This window comes from Rhodanobacter sp. MP1X3, from assembly GCF_014207165.1.
Classification (GTDB): domain Bacteria; phylum Pseudomonadota; class Gammaproteobacteria; order Xanthomonadales; family Rhodanobacteraceae; genus Rhodanobacter.
Genome location: NZ_JACHCO010000008.1, coordinates 220,445 through 242,207, shown reverse-complemented (window position 1 = coordinate 242,207; position 21,763 = coordinate 220,445). Strand labels below are relative to the sequence as shown.

Below are 21,763 nucleotides of genomic sequence, written 5' to 3'. Positions count from 1 at the left end.
GTGCTCACAAGCTCTCCCAATTGGGTTGCTGAGACGTGCCGCGAGGCAAACGGACCTCGAACCGGACGCCGGATTCAACGTTTTCGGCGTGCACAGAACCCCCGTGCGCGCGGACAAACTGATCGACAATGTAAAGACCCAGACCAAGCCCGTCGCTGGGATTGAACGCGCCTTTAAAAGGTTCAAACAGCCGGGGAAGGAGTGCGTCCGCGATGCGGCCGGCGTTTTGCACGGAAAAGACGAGCATGTCCGCTCGAGTCCCATTGAGGTTGACCGAAATTTCCGTACCTTCCCCATACTGTACGGCGTTACCGAGCAGATTGGCGACAACCTGCCCCATTCGCACCTCGTCAAAGCTGCCCTGCAAGTTCCCATCGGTCGACAGGTTAATGACGCGATCAGGGTGTACGCGGTGCACCTCGGCGACCACTTCCTCACAGATCAGCCCAAGGTCTCCGGATTGCTGATCCAAGGTCAGAATCAATGAGCGGATGCGTGAGAAGTCAAGCATTTGCTCAATCATGCGCGCCATACGATCGGCACTCACTCTGACGAAGGACGCTGTCCGAACCAACGTCGTGTTGGCGGTTTCCTCTAGAAGCCGATCAGCACAAAGGCGGATGGCCGACAGTGGCGTCCGAAGATCATGGGTAAGCACGGCCATCATGGTTTCGTTAAGTCCGAGCGAGCGCTCGAGCTGCTCGTTTCGCTTCTCCAGTTCAAGGCGTTGCTGATAGAGCTGGATGAAGACTCCGACCTTGCCGACGATGACCCGGGGCTCGATGGGTTTGTGGAGAAAGTCCACCGCACCCGTGTCGTACCCCTTGAAGGAGCGCGCGGGATCGCTGGGCGAGGCGGTTAGGAAAATGATGGGCACATGCCGCGTGCGTGACGAGCCCCGGATGAACTCGGCAAGGATAAATCCGTCCATCTCCGGCATCTGGACATCGAGAAGCGCCAGGGCCACGTCGAACCGGAGCAACAGCTCGAGCGCTTCGGCACCTGACGAAGCCTTGAGGATAGTGACCTCGTCCCGAGCCAGAAGCGCCTCCATCGCCGTGAGGTTCTGCGGGACATCATCCACGATGAGGATGTGGGTCATGCGCGGTGATTGCGGTGCAGTGACCGGTGCGTCGTTGATGAAACTCACTTGAGACTCCCCTGAAGCCTGTCACACATCTCTTGCAATCGAAGGATAGCGTCGGCACCGGCCAATGCCAGGGCCGATTCGGGCATCGTGGATGCAATAGCCTCCGAGGGGCACTGCACCCACGCTTTCCCGCCCAATTGCCTGACCAGCGCCATGCCTCTGCTGCCATCGGCACTGGCACCCGTGAGCAGGATGGCCAGCAATTCCCGTTCAAACACGGCTGCCGCCGATTCGAACAACACATCGATCGAAGGTCGGGAGAACTTCACCGGCTCATCTATCGACAGTGCGAGCGTCTCCCTGCTTTCGACTAGTAGATGATAGTCGGGCGGCGCAAAGATCACCGTACCGGGCCTTATAGGCTGCTTGTCCTCGGCTTCGAGGACTGGCAGCACGCAAACGTTGCCGAAGAGCTCGGGTAGCATGCTAGGGCAGTCGGGGCGGATGTGCTGGACGACGAACACCGATGGCTTGAATCCTTTGGGCAGGCTTTCAAGCAGGACGCGCAGCGCCTGGATGCCGCCGGCCGACGCCCCGATCACCACAGCCCGGAACTGGTGGGAAAGGTCGTTGCCGGTCATCACAACACCTTTCTCCGGTAGATGCGCTGCATGGAAGCGAGTGGCTCAAACATCTCTGCATGCGCACCGAACTGGAGGGATTCCTTGCTGCCCAGTCCGAGAAACCCCTTCCGGATCAGTGCATCGCAAAAAAGGCCTACAGCACGATCCTGCAGGGCGCGATTGAAGTAGATGAGCACATTCCGGCACGAGATTAGGTGCACTTCGGAGAACACGGAGTCGGTGGCCAAGCTGTGATCGGCAAAGACCACCTGCTTGGTCAGCCGCTGGTCGAACTTCGCATTGCCGTATGCGGACGTGTAGTAGTCAGACAGGGACCCGCGCCCGCCGGCTGCAAGATAGTTACGGCTGAACTGCGCCACGCGTTCCGCCTGGTAAGTCCCGCGCTCTGCCTTGGCCAATGCTTCGGGATTGATGTCGGTGGCATAAATCATCGATCGCTCGAGCAGACCCTCCTCGGCGAGAAGGATGGCCAAAGACCACACCTCTTCCCCGCTGCTGCACCCGGCTACCCATATCTTGATGGACGGGTACGTGATCAGCACCGGCACGACCTCTTCTCTGAGGGCACGGAAATACGCTGGGTCACGGAACATCTCCGAGACCTGCACCGTGAAGTACTGGATGGCCTCGGCGAAGAAAGCCGGCTCGTGGATGATACGGTGCTGCAGATCACTGACTCGCGCGCACTCGAACCGGGTCATCGCTTGATGCACCCGGCGCCTGAGGGAGCTCAGCGCATAGCCACGAAAGTCGTAGTGATATCGGAGATAGACCGCGTCCAGTAGCAGTCTGAGTTCGAGGTCGAAAAGTTCGGTTGCTTCGTCCATCACCGACGGACGTCCCGGGCTGGAGAGAAGACCAACGAATGGCCAACATGGACGGCACGATCACTCTGATCGCCGACGGGCTGCGCGCAGGCGGGAACGGCTGTGGTGCTAGCCCGGCGGTATGGGTTCATGGAAGTAGAGACGAAAGATGGATGTGAATTTAACTGGATTTTCCTGTGAAGACTTTGTGAGAGCTGTGTCGTGGTCGGTCGTCATGGTTGAGCATGTGCACTTGCTTCAGACAGCCCCTTCGGTTTAGCGGAGACCGAGCATACCGACGGCGACACGCGACAAACCGTGGCGCTGCAATTCTCCAATACCAGCGCGGCGAATGCCTCTCTGACAAGGAGACTGGCAAGACATCGGTGCACTAGGGTCACGTTGAACCCAAAATCACACATCTGGTGGAAGACCACAGCACCGCCTTCAGGGACGCGTTGAGGATCGTGAACGACGGAAGATGCCCTTTGAGAATTCGCCCAACGTTTTCACCGAAGGCACTGCAACTCGAAAGAATGGGTACGTTGCATTCACATGCTCGCAGTACAGAATTCCTGAGTTAGCGCCGGGGTTGCACGAATCAATCGTGGTGAGCGCCAGAAAGGGAAATCCAGCTTGAAAGAGAGCGCCATGACCAGCACGAAGAAGTCGCTGTGGAGCAAACTGGGAGCGGGCCTTATCACAGGCGCGGCGGACGACGATCCGAGCGGTATCGCAACCTACTCGCAAGTGGGCGCCGCGTTCGGATACGCCACCATTTGGAGCCTCTTTCTCGCCATGCCCTTGATGATCGCTATCCAGGCGATCAGTGCGCGTATCGGCTGCGCGACGGGCAAAGGTATCGGCTCAAACATGCGTCAACATTATCCGCGCGGCGTGGTCTATGCGCTGATTCTGTCTGTGGTGGTGGCCAATATTATCAATTTGGCAGCCGACATCGGTGCGATGGGAGCAGCGCTTAAATTGCTCGTCGGAGGCTCCGCGGTGCTTTACGCCGCTGGCTTCGCGATTGCCTCGCTTGTTCTTCAGATATGGATTCCCTTCTCGCGCTATTCGCCGATTTTGAAAGTATTGACTCTCAGCCTGTTTGCGTACGTCGCCACTGTGTTCATCGTCCACGTGCCGTGGGTCGAAGTGGTCAAGGGCATCGCGATGCCAAAGGCAAAATTTGACGCAAAGTATGCGGTGGCCATCGTCGCGGTTCTCGGCACAACCATCAGCCCCTATCTTTTCTTTTGGCAGGCGGCCCAAGAAGTCGAAGAGATTCGATCGAGTAACGATCGCAAGCCACTCAAACGCGCGCCGGCACAAGGTCTGGAGGCCATTAAGCGCATCGGTATCGATACATCGATTGGCATGGTGTTTTCCAACGTCGTCGCTGGCTTCATCATTCTCACGGCTGCCGTGGTCCTTCATGCACACGGCAAAACCGACATCAATTCATCTTCAGAGGCAGCAGAAGCTTTGCGCCCCATCGCCGGACGGTTCGCTTTTTTCCTGTTCGCCGCCGGTATCGTTGGCACGGGGCTGCTGGCCGTCCCCATTCTTGCAGGTTCAACGGCTTTCGCCGTCGCTGGGGCAATGGGCGAACCCTATGGTCTGGAACAAAAGCCGCGACAGGCAAAGCTGTTTTATGGCGTATTGGTATTCGCCAGTATCGCCGGCATCGCGCTTAACTTCACGCCCATTGATCCAATCAAAGCGTTGTATTGGAGTGCCGTTATTAATGGCGTGGCCGCGGTGCCGTCGATGGTCATGATCATGCGAATGAGCACCAATGCCAAAGTCATGGGTAAGTTCACTTTGAATACGTCGTTGAAGGCCTGGGGCTGGATAGCAACGGCGGTGATGGCAGCGGCGGCTGTCGTCATGTTCGTTACCTGGGGAAGCTAATGCTGTGGATTCGCCACTGGACAAGCGATGAAAAGACCGTCGCTCTTTGTTGGCTTGCGGGCGCACCTGGGATACCGAGATAGGGCGTAGGTTTACAGCTAAGAGATGCGTTGGCTATGTGTCCTACTCAATATGCGGTCATTTCACTTAAGGACGACGCGAGCGTGAATAAAGTCCTTAACGATTTTTCAATGGCCGTTAGGCGCCAATTTTCTCGACGGGGTAGCACGTGCAGACAAAGAAAGTTGACATGGTCGAGCAGGTAAACAGCCAGCTCCCTAAAACCCTTACCGGCATCAAAGGTCTTGACGACCTTACTTTTGGCGGCCTGCCGACGGGACGGCCATCGTTACTGTGCGGTGCGGCTGGCTGCGGAAAAACGCTTTTCTCCATGACCTTCCTCCTCAATGGAGCCATCTCCTATAACGAACCTGGCGTCTTCCTGAGTTTCGAAGAACGCCCCAAGGATCTCGAGGACAATGTCGCCTCGCTGGGTTTTCGTGTCGCCGATTTAATCCAGGAAAAGAAGCTCGTTCTGGACCACGTTCACATCGAGCGTTCGGAGATTGAGGAAAGCGGTGAATACGACCTAGAGGGACTATTTGTTCGGCTTGGTTTCGCTATCGACTCGATAGGCGCGAAGCGTGTTGTACTCGACACGATCGAGGCACTCTTCTCTGGACTGACCGATTCAGCGCTTTTACGCGCCGAGCTGCGGCGTCTATTTGGCTGGCTCAAAGACAAGGGCGTCACGGCGATCATTACCGCGGAACGTGGCGAGGGCCAGCTAACCCGCTTTGGCATCGAAGAATATGTGTCGGACTGTGTCATCCTGCTCGATAACCGGGTAGAGGACCAAATCACCACACGCCGCCTACGGGTCGTCAAATATCGCGGTTCTGCCCATGGCACAAACGAGTATCCGTTTCTCATTGACGATGAAGGGGTCAGCGTTCTTCCGATCACCTCGGCTGGCCTGAAGCACAAGATTTCGCGCGAAGCCGTTTCCACCGGTGTGGCCGATCTGGATGCGATGCTCGGGATAAATGGCTACTTCCGGGGATCAAGTATTCTGATTTCGGGCTTGGCTGGAACGGGCAAGTCGACTTTTGGGGCCGCCTTCGTCGAAGCAGCCTGCAAGCGCGGCGAACGCTGCCTTTATTTTGCATTTGAGGAATCGCCGGATCAGATCGTGCGGAACATGAGCTCGGTCGGCATCGATCTAAAGGACCATCTCGACGCAGGACTGCTTCGCTTCGAAGCCGCACGGCCGAGCCTCTATGGGTTTGAGATGCACTTGGCACGCATGAATCGGGACATCGAACGATTCGATCCGCAGGTTATCGTTGTCGACCCGATTTCTGCATTCCGGGGCCCTTCGTTGGAAATTCACGCAACGTTGGTGCGACTGGCTGATATCTGCAAGGCACGGGGAATCACCGCGGTATTCACCAGTCTCTCGTCTGTCGGTGATCAGATGAGCGAGAGCGAGCGCAGCGTATCGTCGTTGATGGACACATGGATTTCGCTCGCCGATATGGAGGCCAACGGCGAACGCAATCGCGTTCTCTACATCCTCAAATCTCGCGGCATGAACCATTCGAAACAGCTGCGCGAATACCGGCTTTCAAAAGCGGGTATTCACTTCATGGACGCCTACGTTGGACCTGACGGTGTGCTCACCGGGACAGCCCGGCTTGCGCAGGAAGCCAAGGAGCGCGAATCCGGCATGGCACGCCAGCAAAATACCGAGAAACTCCGCCGCGAACTCACGCGAAAGCGTGAGGTGGCTAAACGTCGCATCGCCGAATTGCAGGCCGATCTTGCACGCGAAGAAGACGAAGTGGAGACGATCATTAGTCAAGAAGAGGCCAGAGAGGCGATGCTGGGTTCAAATCGATCGGAAATGGCCGTTGCGCGAGGTCACCATCATGACTAATAAAAATTTAGAGTCGTCTATTGATGTTGGCAGCCCTGAGTCAGGCGCTTACAACCTTCGTCTCTACGTTGCAGGCCAAACGCCAAAATCACTGGCTGCCATCGCCAACTTGAAAGCCATTTGCGAGGACCATCTTTCTGGGCGCTATTCCATCGAGGTGATCGACTTGACCATCACACCACAACTCGCGGCCGGCGATCAAATCGTTGCTTTGCCAACATTGGTCAGAACGCTTCCGCCTCCGCTTAAGCGTGTCATCGGTGATCTGTCGAATACCGAACGTGTGTTGGTAGGTCTCGATATCCGCCCAAGGGTGGTCACACTATGACAACTGGAAAAAGTGAGACATCAACGGAATCCACGCGTTACAAGCTGCGCCTCTTCATCACAGGGTCGACGCCGCGATCGACGCACGCAATCGAAAACATGCAGAAAATCTGTAAGGAAAATCTGGAGGGTCAGTACGACTTGGAAATCATCGACGTCTACGAAAACCCGGAAGCAACCAGAGATCTTCAGATTATTGCAACACCCACCTTGGTCAAGATCCTGCCTGAACCGCTGCGCCGAATCATTGGTGATCTGTCAGATAAGGAGCGTGTGCTTGCCGGTCTAAACCTTGCCCCATTGGCGCCGCGAAAAACCGTCTGACATGAGTGAAAGCGATACCCATGCGGAACTGGTATCGGCCCTTGTGCGGATTGCCGATCTTGAAAGTCGTCTTCGTGAGGCCGACGAAACGCTGGACGCCATTCGCAATGGCGACGTTGATGCGGTTGTGGTCGGTGGCCCCAATGGCCAGCAAATCTATACACTGGAAAATGCCGATCGCCCCTATCGATTATTGATCGAACAGATGCAGGAATGTGCTGTCACGCTCGGCGCGGATGGAGCCATTCTTTATTGCAACCAGCGTCTGTCTGCTCTGACGGGCATACCTCGTGAAACGCTTGTTGGACGGCACCTTCAGGAATTCGTCATTCCCAACGATCGAGCCGCCTTTGATCAACTGTTGACACAAGGCCTCAACTCTCGACGTTCGGCAGAGTTTTCTTTGATTGCAGCCCAGGGCGAGAACGTGCCCGTGAATATGTCCGTGGCCGACCTCCCCGTCGCTGAGGACATGCCTTACCTTCTTTGCGGCGTCATCACGGACCTAACCCGCAGCCGTAAGCGCACCGATGAACTGGCCGTAGCCAATGAGCAGCTAGCCACTGAGATTCGAGAACGTCGTCGAACGGAAGACAAGTTGCAACTCGCTCTGGATGCGGCCGATATGGGCAACTGGGACATGGATTTGTTGACCGGAAAGACCACGCGTTCCGCTCGTTTTGACCAGATCTTCGGCCATGCTGATCTGGACCATTGGACGATCCAAACCAGTGGTGATCTGTTTGTCGACGACGATCGACAGGCTGTCGCGGAAGCCTTTGCCGCGGCACCGGTCAACGGCACCGTCGATCTGGAAAAACGTATTCGGCGCCACAACGATCGTGCGCTTCGGTGGGTGCAGATTCGTGGGCTGACGTACTACAGAGACGGCCAGCCCATTCGAATCGCTGGTGTGGTGTCCGATATCACCGATCGCCGGCTGATCGACGAGCAACTTCGCCAAGCGCAGAAGATGGAGGCGATCGGCCAGTTGACCGGCGGCGTCGCACACGATTTCAACAATCTTTTGATGGTCATCGCGGGAAGTCTAGATCTTTTGGAAAGTCGAGTAGGAAACGACGCCAAAATCTCACGGTATCTGAGCACGGCGCGGCATGGCGTGGAGCGCGGCGCCAAGCTCAATCAACAATTGCTCGCCTTCGCCCGCCGCCAGGATCTGCGCGTTGAATCGGTCGACATTGGTGCCCTCCTTCGCTCGTTCGAAAACTTGCTGGATCGTGCGATCGGGGAAACGATAGCCGTGACCATCAACGATCCCGATGACTTGTTTTACGGACGCACCGATCCACACCAGCTGGAAACCGCGGTACTCAACTTGGCCATCAACGCCCGTGATGCGATGCCCCAGGGCGGCACGCTCAAGATTTCTACGCACTTTCGGACCATTGGTTCCAAGTCCACCTCACCCAACAATGCCACGGCAGGCGACTACGTCGTCGTCACCGTCTCGGATACGGGTTCGGGCATGCCGCAGGACGTCGTCGCCAAAGTTTTCGAACCGTTCTTTACGACAAAGGAAGTGGGAAAAGGCACGGGGCTGGGTCTGAGCCAGGTATATGGTTTCGCCAAGCAATCCGGCGGCTTTGTGTCGATCGATAGCGTGGTGGATGAAGGCACCTCGGTCTCCATTTATTTGCCACGCACTGAGGCTCCTCTGAGCCCCAATAAAGCCGATCCGGCCAGTGATGAAGTAAAAGGCCAAGGCACAATCCTCGTCGTGGAGGACGATGACGATGTTCGCGAGATCGCAAGCAACATGCTGCGCGAGTTGGGCTATATGGTCTTCGAGGCCAACCGCGGACGAAGCGCCTTGACCGTGATTGACTCGGGTGCGCCGATCGATCTGGTGTTTACCGACGTCATCATGCCTGGTGACATTGGCGGCATTGATCTGGCGCGTGCGATCAAGGCCAATCACAAAAATATTTCCGTGCTGCTCACGTCAGGCTACACCGCGCAACGGTTCCAAACCGATGGGATTGACGAGGGGCTGCAGATTTTGCGCAAGCCCTATAACCGGGTTGACCTCTCCTTGGCGGTCAAATCGGCCATCGGTAGCGGCAGTTAATCTATTCGACGCCACATGACCTTGCTTCGCGTTTATTAGTTGCAATGCATCACGCGTTGCATCCGTCCGCGTGAATCCGCCCTCTCCTTTGCATCACACCGCTTCGACTTCTCCGGGAACACCCTGACTTTACCGCCATCCACATGGGAGCGAAGACGCGGGGCGGTTCCTACCATACGAGAGGGAGAAATCATGAATCAAGAACATTCGCGGACACCGCCGCCTTCATCGAAGGAAAAAGGTGGCATTGGATATGTCTTGCTTTGGCTGATGGGTGTGCCTATTCCGCTGCTGATTTTGTTTGCGCTGTTGAGGGGCTGCGCGTGAGCGCCACGCTGTCTTACCTCAATAACGCGATACCTGCCGCGGACAATCAGCTCAACGGAGAACATCATGTCTTACACGCCTGATCATTTGCACAATGAGGTTGTCATCAAGCACCCCGTCATGAGGTTTCGGGCCGTCGTCGCGGGCTGGTTGGTGGCAACGGCCGTCGCAGTTCTGCTCTATGTTGCAGGCTTGGCTTTAGGATTTGCCAGCTTTAACGCCTGGAACGCAGCGGGTAGCGCCAAGGGCATCGGTATCGGTACGGCAATATGGATGATCGTTACGTGGGCGGGCGCGTTGTTCTTGGGCGGTATGTTCGCCGCGTGGTTTGATGGTCGCAATGACGACACCAGCGGCACACTTCATGGCGTCACAGTATGGGGACTGTCGGTCACCGCTACGGCCGTCTGGCTCGCGTTAGGTCTTGGCCATGCCATGGCGGGCCATAACAGCACTATGGGCGGCCCAGAAGCTGACATGCATGGTGGCTCCGCCCACGCAATGACTCCTGCAGTCGGCGTTCTGGACGCCAACATCTCATACCAACTAACGGGTCGCGAACGCGGAAATTCAGCGCCGATTGTTGCTGCACTTCTAGCTGGTCAAGACGATGTCGCCGCTGCGCTTTTGGCAGCAGACACGGGCACCAGCACGGAGACGTCGGGAGCGGCGCTGCAGAAGCTCACACCGCAGATCGATTCAGCGCGGTCGGAATCGAAAATGGCAGCTGACAAGGCCGCCCATTACTTGTCGCTGACCTTGTGGATCGCCTTTCTGAGCGGCTTCCTTGCTCTGCTGTCCTCTGCGATTGGTGGGTGGCTGGGTGCGGGACAAATCCACCGCGTCTATCACTTACGGAAATACCCAGAGCGTCACTTGCGATAAGTCCCAAACAGCCAGTGCTGAAAACGAAAAGGCCGGTTGATCTAACCGGCCTTTTTGTTGACGTACTTAAATTTACTCAATGCCTTTTCGCGTCCTCGCGAGCCTTGTCAGCGGCCTTACCTACGGCGTGCTGGACTTTGCCGGCATTCTTCTCCGCATTGCCAGCAACTTCTTTGCTCTTGTTACCGGTTACCTTGCCAATCCCTTCTTTTATGGCACCTTTCACTTCGTGCTTGGCGCCTTCAGTTCTATTCTTGTCCATGGTCGGTCCTGAATAATGCCGCACCTTTGCGGCGGGGATGTTATAGGGACGCGCCAGTCGCGCCGACGTGAACTTCCACGCAAAAAACTGTTCCATTAAGCGCGGCGAATCATCGGGCTTACTGCGCAAACGTGAACTCGATCTCATCGTGTCGGGCGCAGACGATCAAGCATCGGGCAAATAGCCAAAACGCAAAACGATCAGCAATACAGCTTTGGTAACAGCTCATCCCTAATGAAAATCTCTCGATCGCGCATCGAGCGATCCGAGCCAATGGGTCAGATCGCGCAAGTGATGGGCGATCAAGTGGCACACGCCATCCTGAACTTCCCACTGTCCATCGATGGCCAACAGTTGGGATTCCAGCAAAACGCGCCGCTGCCGTTCGGCAATCTTCCGCCACACCACAACGTTGACCATGCCGTGCTCATCCTCGATGGTCACGAAGGTAATTCCGCTGGCCGTTTGTGGCCGTTGGCGCATGGTCACCATGCCTGCGATGCGCACGTGGCTTTTATCCGGACGCGTGCGCAGCGTCTTCGAGTCGGTGCAACGTGCCGCCTTCAATCGTGCTCGGATCTGGCGAAGCGGGTGTGGCCCCAAGGTCAGTCCGGTACGGGCATAGTCCGCCAGAGTGTTTTCTGCTCGAGTGGGCGCAGGCAATACGATCGCCCGCTCCTCGGGACTGGCGTTGCCAAACAGCGGCAACTGCGCCTCCACCCCGGCGGTCGCCCATCGCGCACGATGGCGATGACCGGCTAACCCGCGCAGCGCCGACGCATCGGCCAACCGCTCCTGATGAGGCTTGTCCAACTGAGCACGCGCGCACAGGTCGGGAATGTCATCAAAGGCCTGCTCTTGCCGAGCCGCTTCAATGCGCCGCGCGACGTCTTCGCGAAAGCCCCGCACTTGCCGAAAGCCCAATCGAATCAGCGGCGAGCCATCGGCCTGTCGCGGATCGCTTTCCAGCGTGCAATCCCAGTGGCTGTAACGCACATCCACGGGATGGACACGAATGCGATGCCGCTGGGCATCCTGGACGATCTGACTGGCCGAGTAAAAGCCCATGGGCTGGCTGTTCAACAGTGCGCAGGCAAAGGCGGCTGGCTCGTTTGACTTGAGCCAGCACGAGGCGTAGACGATGCCCGCAAAACTGGCCGAGTGTGACTCAGGAAAGCCATAGGAACCGAAGCCCTTGATCTGCTCGAAGAGCTGCGCCGCAAACTCGACGGTATACCCCCGTTCGACCATGCCGGTCATGATGCGCTCGCGATGCTTTTCCATCCCGCCGTGACGCTTCCACGCGGCCATGGCACGTCGCAGTTGATCGGCTTCACCGGGCGTGTAGCCGGCTGCCACGATGGCCAGCTTCATCACCTGCTCCTGAAACAGCGGCACGCCCAATGTGCGCTCAAAAACTTCTTTGAGGTCGTCGGAGGGATACGTCACTGGCTCTTCGCCGCGCCGCCGCCGCAGATACGGATGCACCATGTCGCCTTGAATGGGGCCGGGCCGCACAATGGCCACTTGAATCACCAGATCGTAGAAGTTCTCGGGTCGATGCCGCGGCAGCATCGACATCTGCGCCCGGCTCTCGATCTGAAAGACGCCCAGCGTGTCGGCGCGCTGGATCATCGCGTAGGTCTGAGGATCTTCCGATGGCAGGGTAGCCATGGTGTAGTCCTGCCCTCGATGCTGGCGCAGCAGGTCCAGACATTTACGCACGCAGGTCAGCATGCCCAACGCGAGGCAATCGACCTTAAGCAGCTTCATGGTGTCCAGATCATCCTTATCCCACTGAATGATCGTGCGGTCGGGCATCGCCGCGTTTTCCACGGGCACCAATTCGCTCAACGGTGCATCGGCGATCACAAACCCACCCACATGCTGTGACAGATGCCGCGGCTTGTTCAGCAGCTCGCCGGTGAGCCGAAGGACCCGACGCATCACGGCACTCTCAGGATCAAAGCCGCGCTCACGAAGTAGGTCGGCGATATCCGCGTGGCCATCCCACCACGCAAACACGCGACTGAGCTGGTCCACCTGATCCAGCGGCAGCCCCAAGGTCTTGGCCACATCGCGCACTGCACTCTTGCCCCGATAACAAATGACGGTGGCGGCCAGCGCCGCCCGGTCCCGGCCATATTTCGCATAGATGTATTGAATGACTTCTTCGCGCCGTTCGTGCTCGAAGTCGATATCGATGTCCGGGGGTTCGTTGCGCTCTTTGCTGATGAAGCGTTCGACCAACAGGTTCATGCGTGCTGGATCCACTTCCGTCACGCCCAGCACAAAGCAGATCACGGAGTTGGCGGCCGATCCCCTGCCCTGACACAGGATGCCAACGCTTCGTGCAAACCGCACGATGTCTTGAACGGTCAGGAAATACGATTCGTAGCGAAGGTCCTCGATAAGGGCGAGCTCGTGTTCAATCTGAAGACGGACTTTTTCGGTCGGACCCTCAGGCCATCGCCAGTGCGTGCCCACCTCGGTTAACTGACGCAACCAACTGATGCCCGTGTGCCCCTCAGGAACCAGCTCGGCGGGGTAGCGGTATTGCAGCTCGGCGAGCGTAAATGTGCAGCGCGCGGCGATCACCGCACTCTCGGCCAACAGCGCTTCGGGGTAGATTGACGCCAGCTTGGGTAGCGCGCGCAGGTGTCGCTCGCCGTTGCGCGCCAGCACTGCGCCCGCTTCGGCGATCGGCAAGCGATGGCGGATCGCCGTGAGGGTGTGCTGTAACGCCAAACGCTTGCGGATGTGCATGTGAACATCGCCCGTTGCCACCATCGGAAGGTTCAGCACATGACTGAGGCGTTCGAGCTCGCGCAGCCGCTTGGCGTCATCGGGACCGTGATGAAGTTCAACCGCCATCCATGCGCGATCGCCAAATCGATCGCGCACCCAACGCCCCTGCTCCACCGCCAGCTCGGGATCGGGCACCCACAAGACCAACGTGCCAGGCAGCCCGTTGTCGAGATCCGCGCAACGCAATCGATACGTACCTTTTTCAGAGGCACGCCGTCCCGTGGTGATGAGCTGACACAGCGAGGTATAGCCCTGCTTGGTCTCGCACAACACGACGATCGTGGGGCCATCGACCAACTGGATTTCGCTGCCGACGATGAGTGGCATCCCGGTGTCGCGTGATGCCTCGAGCGCACGCACGATGCCCGCCAGCGAACACTCGTCGGTGATGGCCAGCCCGCTATAGCCACACGCCTTGGCACGCTCAAACAATTCGCGCGCACTCGACGCGCCACGTCCGAACGAAAAGTCGGAGAGGCAATGCAGTTCCGCATACGCGCTCACGCAAACCAGCCGTGAATCATCCATCCCGCTTGCTCGCCCGGTGGGCAAAACGCCCAAGCATGCTGACCCTGCGCGGTCTCGACGACGTAGTAATCCCGACAGACCTCGCCGTCATCCCACCAGCCGGTTTCGAGCCGCTCGGGTCCCGACAAAATCAGCGGTGCCATCCCCCGCAGTGGAATCGGACGATCCAGCAGCCACGTAGGGCGTGGATGGACTTCAACGGTCACGTACGCGCTAGCAGCGACCTGTTGCGCCCGTTCCGGTCGTGGGTCGGTTGTGCTTCCCAGGCGATAGACGGCCGAATCCCCCAGACGGGCACGCAACCGTTCTCGTAGTTGTTCAATAGGCAATGCGTTCGCGGGCCGCTCATCGAAAAGATCTCGACCGACTGGCACGAAAGCCGGCAGATCACGCGCAATCAAACGCAACGCGATCACGGGTCCCGGTAGCGCCACGTGTTCCAATCGGCCACGGGCAAACTCAAACAGCATGCCGGCATCGCGCTCGGCGGCAAGCAGACCCACAGAAATATCCGTATGGCCACCATCGCGATGTTCAAGCCGCAGCAGGAACCGTTGGACACCGCCATCACGACCAGCCAAATACGCCGCCAGGTCACCCGTCATGCGGCGAACAGGAAAGACCAGCATCGCTTGATTTTCTACTTCGTGAAGCAACTCGATGCGCAGATCGAAGACATCCGGCGGTCGAAAGCTTTCCAATCCCGACGGGATGTCACCGGTCAGACGATCCAGCGTCACCAACAGTTCGGCGCCGAAGCGTCGGCGAAGGCCATCGCGCGGGAGCGCCATGAGTTGGCCGAGGGTTCGAACGCCCATCCCTGGCAAGCTGGCGGAGGATGCAGGAAGACGACTTTTGAGGATGGGTACGTGGCGAAGCGCACCTCTGAGCGTGTCGGCGGTCAGCACCGCTTGCCCATCGCTCACGCCGGCCAACACGTAGGCCGCATGCGGTGTCGGTGCGGCGGCGATGCGGTGCCGAAAACCCAGATCCGTGAGGTCTGAACGCAGGAGCGATTCGAGTTTGGGCCAGGGGCCAAACAACCCCATGCTTTTGTTTACCTCCAGCACGATGGCATGGGGTAGCAAGCAAACCTCGGAGCTGTAACGGTAGGCGACAGCGGCGAGAAACCGATGCCAGTTGTCGACGCCGTCCCTGTCGTAAGGCACCGCATCAAACTGAGCCAACAACGCCTGTGCGGCGGTCAGTCGTTGGCCGATTCGCAAGCCCGCCGCACGCGCCGATTCATTGGCGGCAACGATCGTGCGTGCATTGACTGGTCCATCCACCAAGACCAACGGTCCGTCGTTGGGCCGGCGTCGGAGGATCCCATCCAGTGCCAGATGCGGCAGTAAGAGACACGCCCACATCGCCGGCCGCCATCAATGCACGTGGCGCGGGAGGGGAATGGGCTGGCTGGGCACGTTGGCACCGCGACATTTGCGCACCCAGATCTGAGCATGCGGCGTCGCTTCCAGTTCCAACCGCAGGGCGGCGGGTGACGCATTGGACAGATGGCGACGGTCGCGAAATACAAAGGCCAGTGCCTTGCCGGTATCCGCTGCCACTTGAAGTCGGCGTAGCGCACGATCGTCCGCCCGATGCGGCCACGCCAGCACCGCCGAACAACTGCCCGAACGCAGGCATTGCTCGGTTGCCCAAAGCACATCGTTCTCCGCCGAATTCACAATCTCCACTCGGCGCATGTCCACGCCGTGTTGCCGCCAACCCGCGACACAGGGCACGTAGGGCGGTGCCACGATCACCACGCTGCGCTTGTTCTTCGTCAAACGCGCCAGCGTTGGCAGCACCAGTTGGAGTTCGCCCACGCCATCCACCGGCAACAGGATTTCCGAGAGTGACGCGTCTGGCCAGCCGCCCGTCGGTAACACGGCGTCCAACGCATGCCAGCCCGTCGGCTGATCGCCGGTGGGAACCGGTGCTGCCCGTCCACGCCAAACTTGACGTGCATCGAACATCGAAGAAAGTTGAACCACGGCGCTCATCAGCTGCCCCGCAACAGGCCTGCAAATAGACCTTCAATCGCAAAGTCTTCCGTGGGGTCCACATCGATGGGTTTGAAGCCGGGACTGTTCGGCATCAATCGGATCACATCGCCTTTCCAGTGAAGACGCTTGATCGTGAAGCGGTCGCCGTCCACGCGTGCTGCAACTACTTGGCCATGGCGAGCCACGGGCGTGGCATGCACCGCCACCAGATCCCCATCCAGGATCCCCTCCCCACGCATCGAATCGCCAACCACTTTCACCAGGTAGTCCGGTCGCAAACGAAACAGCGAACGGGACACGCGCAGGCTGCGATCGACCCGCGCTTCCGAAAACATGGGTTCGCCCGCCGCAATCCGGCCGATCAAAGGAAGTTCCAACGTATCCGCATCCATTGGATCGGGTTCGCGCACCAGCCGAATGCTCCGAGCGTGGTTGGGTTCGACCGTCAGTCGGCCCTTCGCTTCCAGCGACCGGACGTGTTTGAGCACCGCGCTGACATTGCCAATCCCCAACGCATCACCGATTTCTTCCAGTGTGGGCGACTGCCCATCCCGCTCGATTCGTGCGCGGATGAAAGCCAGGACGTTCGATTGGCGACTGGTGATCTGGATGGTCATGGTTCGCATAGTTTCACCTAAATAGGTGAAAATGGAAGATAGAAAAATGCCGCGTTGATTCGCTCCAAGCGGATCAATGACTTACGTCGCCGATCGCATCCGACTTTGAGTGCGGGTTCGTCCCAGCGTCGCGCGGAGCGATCTCACGGGATGAGATAGCTCCCGGATTAACTCCTTCCACCGTCCAATAGGCCTTCCCATGAACGCTCTACCCGACCGCTATGCTTCCGACGAACTGGTGCTGCGTCATCCCAGCGATGGCCGCACACTGGCTCAGCGCCTCTCGAAGCGGTATGCGGCGAGGATCACCGGTGCATTCATGGTGCCGGGGCGCGAGGGTTCATTCGCGCAGCTGCCGGATGCTCTGCCACGAGCTCTCGCCGAAGCCCTGCGCTTGCGTGGCATCGACCAGTTGTATAGCCATCAAGCTGAAGCATGGGCGGTGACGCAATCGGGCGCCCATGCCGCCATCGTCACGCCTACGGCCTCCGGCAAGTCGCTCTGCTACACCCTGCCCGTCATCACTGCCGCGATGACGCAGCACGCCAAGGCGCTGTATCTGTTTCCGACAAAAGCGCTGGCCCAAGATCAGGTTGCCGAGCTACTCGAACTCAATCAAGCCGGTGATCTGGGCGTCAAAGCCTTTACCTTCGATGGCGATACCCCGGGCGACGCGCGCCAAGCCATCCGGCTGCATGGCGACATTGTGGTGAGCAATCCGGACATGCTGCATCAGGCGATCTTGCCGCATCACACCAAGTGGGCGCAGTTCTTCGAGAACCTGCGCTATGTCGTGATCGACGAAGTGCACACCTATCGCGGCGTATTCGGCTCGCATGTGGCCAATGTGATTCGTCGGCTGAAACGCGTGTGCGCATTCTACGGAGTCACCCCGCAGTTCATTTTGTGCTCCGCCACGATCGGTAACCCGAAGGAACACGCCGAAGCGCTGATTGAGGATGCAGTCATCGCGATCACTGAGAGTGGAGCCCCCACGGGTGATAAGCATGTGCTGCTATGGAACCCGCCAGTGGTCAATCCGGATCTCGGCCTGCGTGCTTCGGCGCGTTCGCAAACCAATCGCATTGCACGGCTGGCCATCAAGTCCGGGATGAAAACGCTGGTGTTTGCCCAGTCACGCACGATGGTCGAAGTGCTGACCAAGTATCTGAAAGACGTGTTCGACAACGATCCACGCAAACCCGCGCGCATTCGCGCCTACCGGGGCGGCTACCTTCCCAAGGAACGACGTGCCGCGGAACGCGAGATGCGTGCCGGCACCATCGACGGCATCGTGAGCACTTCAGCACTGGAACTGGGCGTGGACATTGGCAGCCTCGATGTCGTGGTCCTCAACGGGTATCCCGGCTCGGTGGCTGCTACATGGCAGCGGTTTGGACGCGCGGGTCGGCGTCAGCAATCCGCGTTAGGCGTGTTGGTGGCCAGCTCTGATCCGTTGGATCAATACCTCGTGCGTCACCCTGAGTTTTTCCAAGGTGCCTCACCCGAACATGCGCGCATCCTGCCCGATCAGCCGCTTATTCTGCTCGATCACATCCGATGCGCCGCGTTCGAGTTGCCCTTCGTGGGCGATGAGCTGTTCGGCAACGAGTTGGCCACACCCTGGCTCGAAGTCCTCGGCGAGGAAGGCGTGCTCCACCACGAAAGTGACCGATGGGAATGGATCGCCGACAGCTATCCCGCCATCGCGGTGTCCCTGCGTTCGGTGTCCGACGGTAATTTCGTCGTTGTTGATCGCACGAACGGTCGGCAAACCATCATCGCGGAAGTCGATTTCACTGCGGTACCCGTCACGCTCTACGAAGGTGCCATCCATATGATCCAGTCCGTTCCCTACCAAGTGGAACGACTGGATTGGGAGGGCCGCAAGGCGTACGTCACACGCACGCAAGTGGACTACTACACCGACGCGATCGACTACACCAAGCTCAAGGTACTCGATTGTTTTGACACTTCTTCTGCCGGCTGTGGCCAAGCCCATCACGGTGAAGTGCACGTGGTGCGGCGTGTGCCAGGCTACAAGAAAATTCGCTTCTACTCGCACGAAAACATTGGCTACGGTCGGGTTAATCTGCCTGATCAGGAACTACATACGACCGCCGTCTGGTGGCAGCTCGCCCAAAACGTCTTGGGCGCCGCCTTCGAAGATCGTCAGCAGGCGCTCGATGGTTTCTTGGGCGCTGCTTACGCTCTGCATGTAGTTGCTACGGTGGCCGTCATGGCGGAAGCGCGCGATCTGCAAAAATCCGTGGGCAGCGGCGATGGCGCATGGTTTGTCAGCGCGGATATCAGCGGGCGTGGGCAACTTCGCGGTGGAGACGGTCAGCCGACCACATTGGCTCCCGATGCGCCGTTTACACCAACGGTCTATCTCTACGACGCCTTCCCCGGTGGCATCGGCCAGAGCGAGCCCTTGTTTGAACGCCGTGAGGATTTGATTGCACAATCGGTCACCCTCATCGAACGTTGCGACTGTCGCGTCGGCTGTCCTGGCTGTGTCGGCCCTGTGTTGGCTGCAGACGAAGACGCGGCAACCACACCCAAGGCCCTCGCGCTACGCGTCTTGGCCTTACTGGTTGCCTTATGAGCGTCGCCGTCGACAAATTGCGCTTGCTCCGCGCGCAAGCGGGACAGACTTCGACATCAAAGATAGCCACGCCGACGATGCCTGCGAATGTGCGCCTCTTGCTCCAGCGACATGCGCAGCTCAAACAAGGGCTAACGGTGGTGCGCGCATCGCGCGACCGCGAGGTGCCCGGAGAAGAAATCGCTCCAGGTCTGCGCTACACCGAAGCCTTCATGGATTGGTTACAACCTCCCTCATGGATTGACACGACCTTTGCTCGATGGATCGATCCCGTTCATCACGGCAGGCTTTTGCATTTCGATACGGAAACCACCGGCTTAGCCGGTGGCACGGGTACGCGTGCCTTTATGATTGGTGCGGCCGATTGGGTCGATGGGCGATTTCGGTTGAGGCAACTCACCATCACTTCGATGGCGGCGGAAGTCGCCATGCTGCGGGTGTTTGCCGGATGGTTCAACGAAGACACCGTACTGGTGAGCTACAACGGCAAGAGCTATGACGCGCCGCTGCTGTCAACCCGTTATCGCCTCGCGCGACTGCAAAACCCCCTGCAAGGTCTAGGTCATCTGGATCTGCTTCATCCCGTTCGCCGACGCTGGAAAGGAGCTTGGGACAACTGCAAGTTGGCCACGGCTGAGCGGCAGCTGTTGGGCGTGGTGAGAGAGGATGATTTACCGGGATCTGAAGCCCCCGCTGCATGGCTAACGTATCTGCGAGGCGGCTCTGCTGCCAACTTGCGCCGAGTCGCCCAACACAACGCACAAGATCTAAAAAGTCTCACAGGTATTTTGCTTCACCTAGCGACAATGTCTCAAACGTAATAGGCCATTTCTCGCGGTGCCATCGGCGATGGCCATCAGAACGGCGCAAGCTCGTAAAGTTTGTCTCAATGACATCCGCTCCACGAACGGCGGAGCAGTCTGGATTTCATTGACGATTAGGAGGCATCACGATGGCGCTAAAGGCTTACGGTTTGAACTGCACCCTGAAAGCAGGGCCTAAAACATCGTCCACGCAAAAACTATTGGACCAGTTGCTGAGCTCTCTGGAAGAACATGGTGTCAAATGCTCGTATGACCGCGTTGTGGATCACGACATTAAACCCGGTGTCAGCAAGGATGAAGGCAACGGTGACACGTGGCCGGCGATGCTCAAAAAGATTATGGATGCGGACATTTTCGTTGTGGCTACGCCAATATGGATGGGCCAGCCCTCCAGCGTGAGCAAACGCGTGATGGAGCGCTTGGATGCCGTGCTCGATGACATTGACAAGCAGGGTCGCTATCCGACTTTCGGCAAGGTCGGCATTGTCGCCGTGGTCGGTAATGAAGATGGTGCTCATCATGTTACCGCCGAGATTTACCAAGCGCTCGCTGACGTCGGATTTACGATACCCGGAGGAAGCAGCACCTATTGGGTGGGCGAAGCGATGGGTAGGAAAGAATACAAAGGCCTCAAGAGCACGCCAAAGAAAGTTGCGGAGGCTACGAAGACCTTGGCGAGCAACGCTGCACACCTTGCGAAGCTTCTGAAAAAGTCACCTTATCCGGCACCGTGAATATGTCGAAATTCCCCTGCCTTTAGATTTAACAGGAGGGTTGCCCTTTGGAAATTTTTTACATCCCATTAAACGCCGATGCAAAGCATGGATGGACGATTCCCATACCACGAGACGGTGAAAAGCAGTTTGCCACTCGTCTGGAGGCGCTCGCTTTCGCCCGCAAGCTTGCGCAAGAGGAGAGCTCCATCAAGCGCGAAAATAACTACCTTTGCGTGGAAGGTGGCGACAGGAGATGGCGACTATTTACGGCTGACCTTATGCCCGTCGCCGAGTAAGGACGGTTGCCTGAATTCAGATTTCACGCCGATGGCCGCTAGCGCGAATAGAAAGCGATGAAGTCAGAGCCTGCGCAAGAAAACTTTTTTAACCTTCCCCGCCGAGCACATCAGGGGCGCACATTCGTGTACGTGCTTCGATGCAAAGGAGAAGATTTACTCAAGGTTGGCTTTTCCCATGATCCGATAAGTCGGTTTCATACGCTACATCCGAAGTTCTACAAATTCTTCGACTTTAACGAAAGCCTGTTGATCGAAACCGACCGGATTAAGGAAGCGCGTCGTCTTGAGCGACTCTTTATCGAGCGTTGGCCTGAGCATCGCGCACCAGCGCCACTGACCATAAATCCTCAGGCCGGCGGACATACGGAGTGGTTCCGCGGTATTGGCGATTCCATTACTACGGTCGGAGAGCGGCTGACCGAACGCTACGGCCATCGCATGTATTCACCATTATTTGGCTGGATCCGTGACCGATTGTTGGAGCGAACCGATTTGCTCTTTGCATGGTCCGACCGCATGTACCAGATTATCGACTGGCAACTGCAAAATCAGCATGCACTGGTGCGAGATACAAGCTATGCCGATAGCCTCCGCGACGCACTCGATGCGGTCGAAGCGGTTGGCATAGATAGCGAACCTCTGGTGCCCGAATCCGTATACCAATGGTATCTGACGCACCGTTTAACGCTGTGATGCCGCGCAGCTGCATTCTTAAATCTTGATACGAACATTGCGCAGAATAAATTC

General features: G+C 58.0%; 20 protein-coding genes. 12 read left to right on the top strand and 8 right to left on the bottom strand.

Going from position 1 to position 21,763, the window contains the following annotated elements:
* Positions 1–4: 4 nt before the first annotated feature.
* The 3 genes from HDE79_RS19260 to HDE79_RS19250 are packed head-to-tail and all read right to left on the bottom strand — an operon-like array spanning position 5 to position 2,561.
* Entirely contained in the window at positions 5–1,102 is a 1,098-nt protein-coding gene (locus HDE79_RS19260) for a hybrid sensor histidine kinase/response regulator (RefSeq protein WP_184604504.1), read from the bottom strand.
* Positions 1,103–1,146: 44 nt separating this feature from the next.
* Positions 1,147–1,731 (bottom strand): chemotaxis protein CheB, encoded by a 585-nt coding sequence (locus HDE79_RS19255; protein WP_184604455.1) that lies wholly within the window; start codon positions 1,729–1,731, stop codon positions 1,147–1,149.
* Positions 1,731–2,561, bottom strand: coding sequence for a CheR family methyltransferase (locus tag HDE79_RS19250; RefSeq protein WP_184604453.1), 831 nt, complete (start codon positions 2,559–2,561; stop codon positions 1,731–1,733). Before HDE79_RS19250 ends, HDE79_RS19255 begins: the two co-directional genes overlap by 1 nt.
* A gap of 630 nt (positions 2,562–3,191) precedes the next feature.
* On the opposite strand from HDE79_RS19250, the gene HDE79_RS19245 reads away from it, so the two are divergent.
* The 7 genes from HDE79_RS19245 to HDE79_RS19220 all read left to right on the top strand — a co-directional run bounded on the left by HDE79_RS19245 (position 3,192) and on the right by HDE79_RS19220 (position 10,345).
* Complete coding sequence (locus tag HDE79_RS19245) at positions 3,192–4,454, top strand: divalent metal cation transporter (RefSeq protein WP_184604452.1); 1,263 nt, start codon at positions 3,192–3,194, stop codon at positions 4,452–4,454.
* Between the two features lie 250 nt (positions 4,455–4,704).
* Entirely contained in the window at positions 4,705–6,393 is a 1,689-nt protein-coding gene (gene kaiC / locus HDE79_RS19240; protein WP_184604450.1) for a circadian clock protein KaiC, read from the top strand.
* Complete coding sequence (locus HDE79_RS19235; protein WP_184604449.1) at positions 6,386–6,721, top strand: circadian clock KaiB family protein; 336 nt, start codon at positions 6,386–6,388, stop codon at positions 6,719–6,721. The genes kaiC and HDE79_RS19235 overlap by 8 nt, the downstream gene beginning before the upstream one ends.
* The gene (locus HDE79_RS19230; RefSeq protein ID WP_184604448.1) at positions 6,718–7,044 is read left to right on the top strand and encodes a circadian clock KaiB family protein; all 327 of its coding nucleotides are present in this window, start codon (positions 6,718–6,720) and stop codon (positions 7,042–7,044) included. Before HDE79_RS19235 ends, HDE79_RS19230 begins: the two co-directional genes overlap by 4 nt.
* A 1-nt stretch (position 7,045) precedes the next feature.
* Complete coding sequence (locus HDE79_RS19225; RefSeq protein ID WP_184604447.1) at positions 7,046–9,133, top strand: PAS domain-containing sensor histidine kinase; 2,088 nt, start codon at positions 7,046–7,048, stop codon at positions 9,131–9,133.
* A 192-nt stretch (positions 9,134–9,325) separates the two neighbouring features.
* Entirely contained in the window at positions 9,326–9,460 is a 135-nt protein-coding gene (locus tag HDE79_RS22120; RefSeq protein ID WP_255488507.1) for a hypothetical protein, read from the top strand.
* Between the two features lie 66 nt (positions 9,461–9,526).
* A complete protein-coding gene (locus HDE79_RS19220) occupies positions 9,527–10,345 on the top strand; it encodes a hypothetical protein (protein ID WP_184604446.1) in 819 nt (272 codons plus the stop codon).
* A 76-nt stretch (positions 10,346–10,421) separates the two neighbouring features.
* Here the strand turns inward: HDE79_RS19220 and HDE79_RS19215 are convergent, their stop codons facing one another.
* The 5 genes from HDE79_RS19215 to lexA form a co-directional block, all read right to left on the bottom strand.
* Complete coding sequence (locus tag HDE79_RS19215; protein ID WP_184604502.1) at positions 10,422–10,607, bottom strand: CsbD family protein; 186 nt, start codon at positions 10,605–10,607, stop codon at positions 10,422–10,424.
* Between the two features lie 231 nt (positions 10,608–10,838).
* Positions 10,839–13,943, bottom strand: coding sequence for an error-prone DNA polymerase (locus HDE79_RS19210; protein WP_184604445.1), 3,105 nt, complete (start codon positions 13,941–13,943; stop codon positions 10,839–10,841).
* On the bottom strand, positions 13,916–15,313 hold the full coding sequence (locus HDE79_RS19205) for a DNA polymerase Y family protein (protein ID WP_184604443.1): 1,398 nt from the start codon (positions 15,311–15,313) through the stop codon (positions 13,916–13,918). Before HDE79_RS19205 ends, HDE79_RS19210 begins: the two co-directional genes overlap by 28 nt.
* 12 nt (positions 15,314–15,325) lie before the next feature.
* A complete protein-coding gene (gene imuA, locus HDE79_RS19200; RefSeq protein ID WP_184604442.1) occupies positions 15,326–15,949 on the bottom strand; it encodes a translesion DNA synthesis-associated protein ImuA in 624 nt (207 codons plus the stop codon).
* Positions 15,949–16,569, bottom strand: a complete 621-nt coding sequence (gene lexA, locus HDE79_RS19195) for a transcriptional repressor LexA (protein WP_184604440.1) — start codon at positions 16,567–16,569, stop codon at positions 15,949–15,951. Before lexA ends, imuA begins: the two co-directional genes overlap by 1 nt.
* 199 nt (positions 16,570–16,768) lie before the next feature.
* On the opposite strand from lexA, the gene HDE79_RS19190 reads away from it, so the two are divergent.
* The 5 genes from HDE79_RS19190 (at position 16,769) to HDE79_RS19170 (ending at position 21,709) form a co-directional block, all read left to right on the top strand.
* A complete protein-coding gene (locus tag HDE79_RS19190) occupies positions 16,769–19,177 on the top strand; it encodes a DEAD/DEAH box helicase (RefSeq protein ID WP_184604438.1) in 2,409 nt (802 codons plus the stop codon).
* Positions 19,174–19,998, top strand: a complete 825-nt coding sequence (locus HDE79_RS19185; protein ID WP_184604437.1) for a ribonuclease H-like domain-containing protein — start codon at positions 19,174–19,176, stop codon at positions 19,996–19,998. Before HDE79_RS19190 ends, HDE79_RS19185 begins: the two co-directional genes overlap by 4 nt.
* A 131-nt stretch (positions 19,999–20,129) precedes the next feature.
* Entirely contained in the window at positions 20,130–20,735 is a 606-nt protein-coding gene (locus tag HDE79_RS19180; RefSeq protein WP_184604435.1) for a flavodoxin family protein, read from the top strand.
* Between the two features lie 47 nt (positions 20,736–20,782).
* Positions 20,783–21,013 carry a hypothetical protein gene (locus tag HDE79_RS19175; RefSeq protein ID WP_184604434.1) on the top strand — a complete coding sequence of 77 codons (231 nt, stop codon included), beginning with the start codon at positions 20,783–20,785 and terminating at the stop codon, positions 21,011–21,013.
* 57 nt (positions 21,014–21,070) lie between these two features.
* Positions 21,071–21,709 carry a GIY-YIG nuclease family protein gene (locus tag HDE79_RS19170; RefSeq protein ID WP_184604432.1) on the top strand — a complete coding sequence of 213 codons (639 nt, stop codon included), beginning with the start codon at positions 21,071–21,073 and terminating at the stop codon, positions 21,707–21,709.
* Positions 21,710–21,763 lie beyond the last annotated feature (54 nt).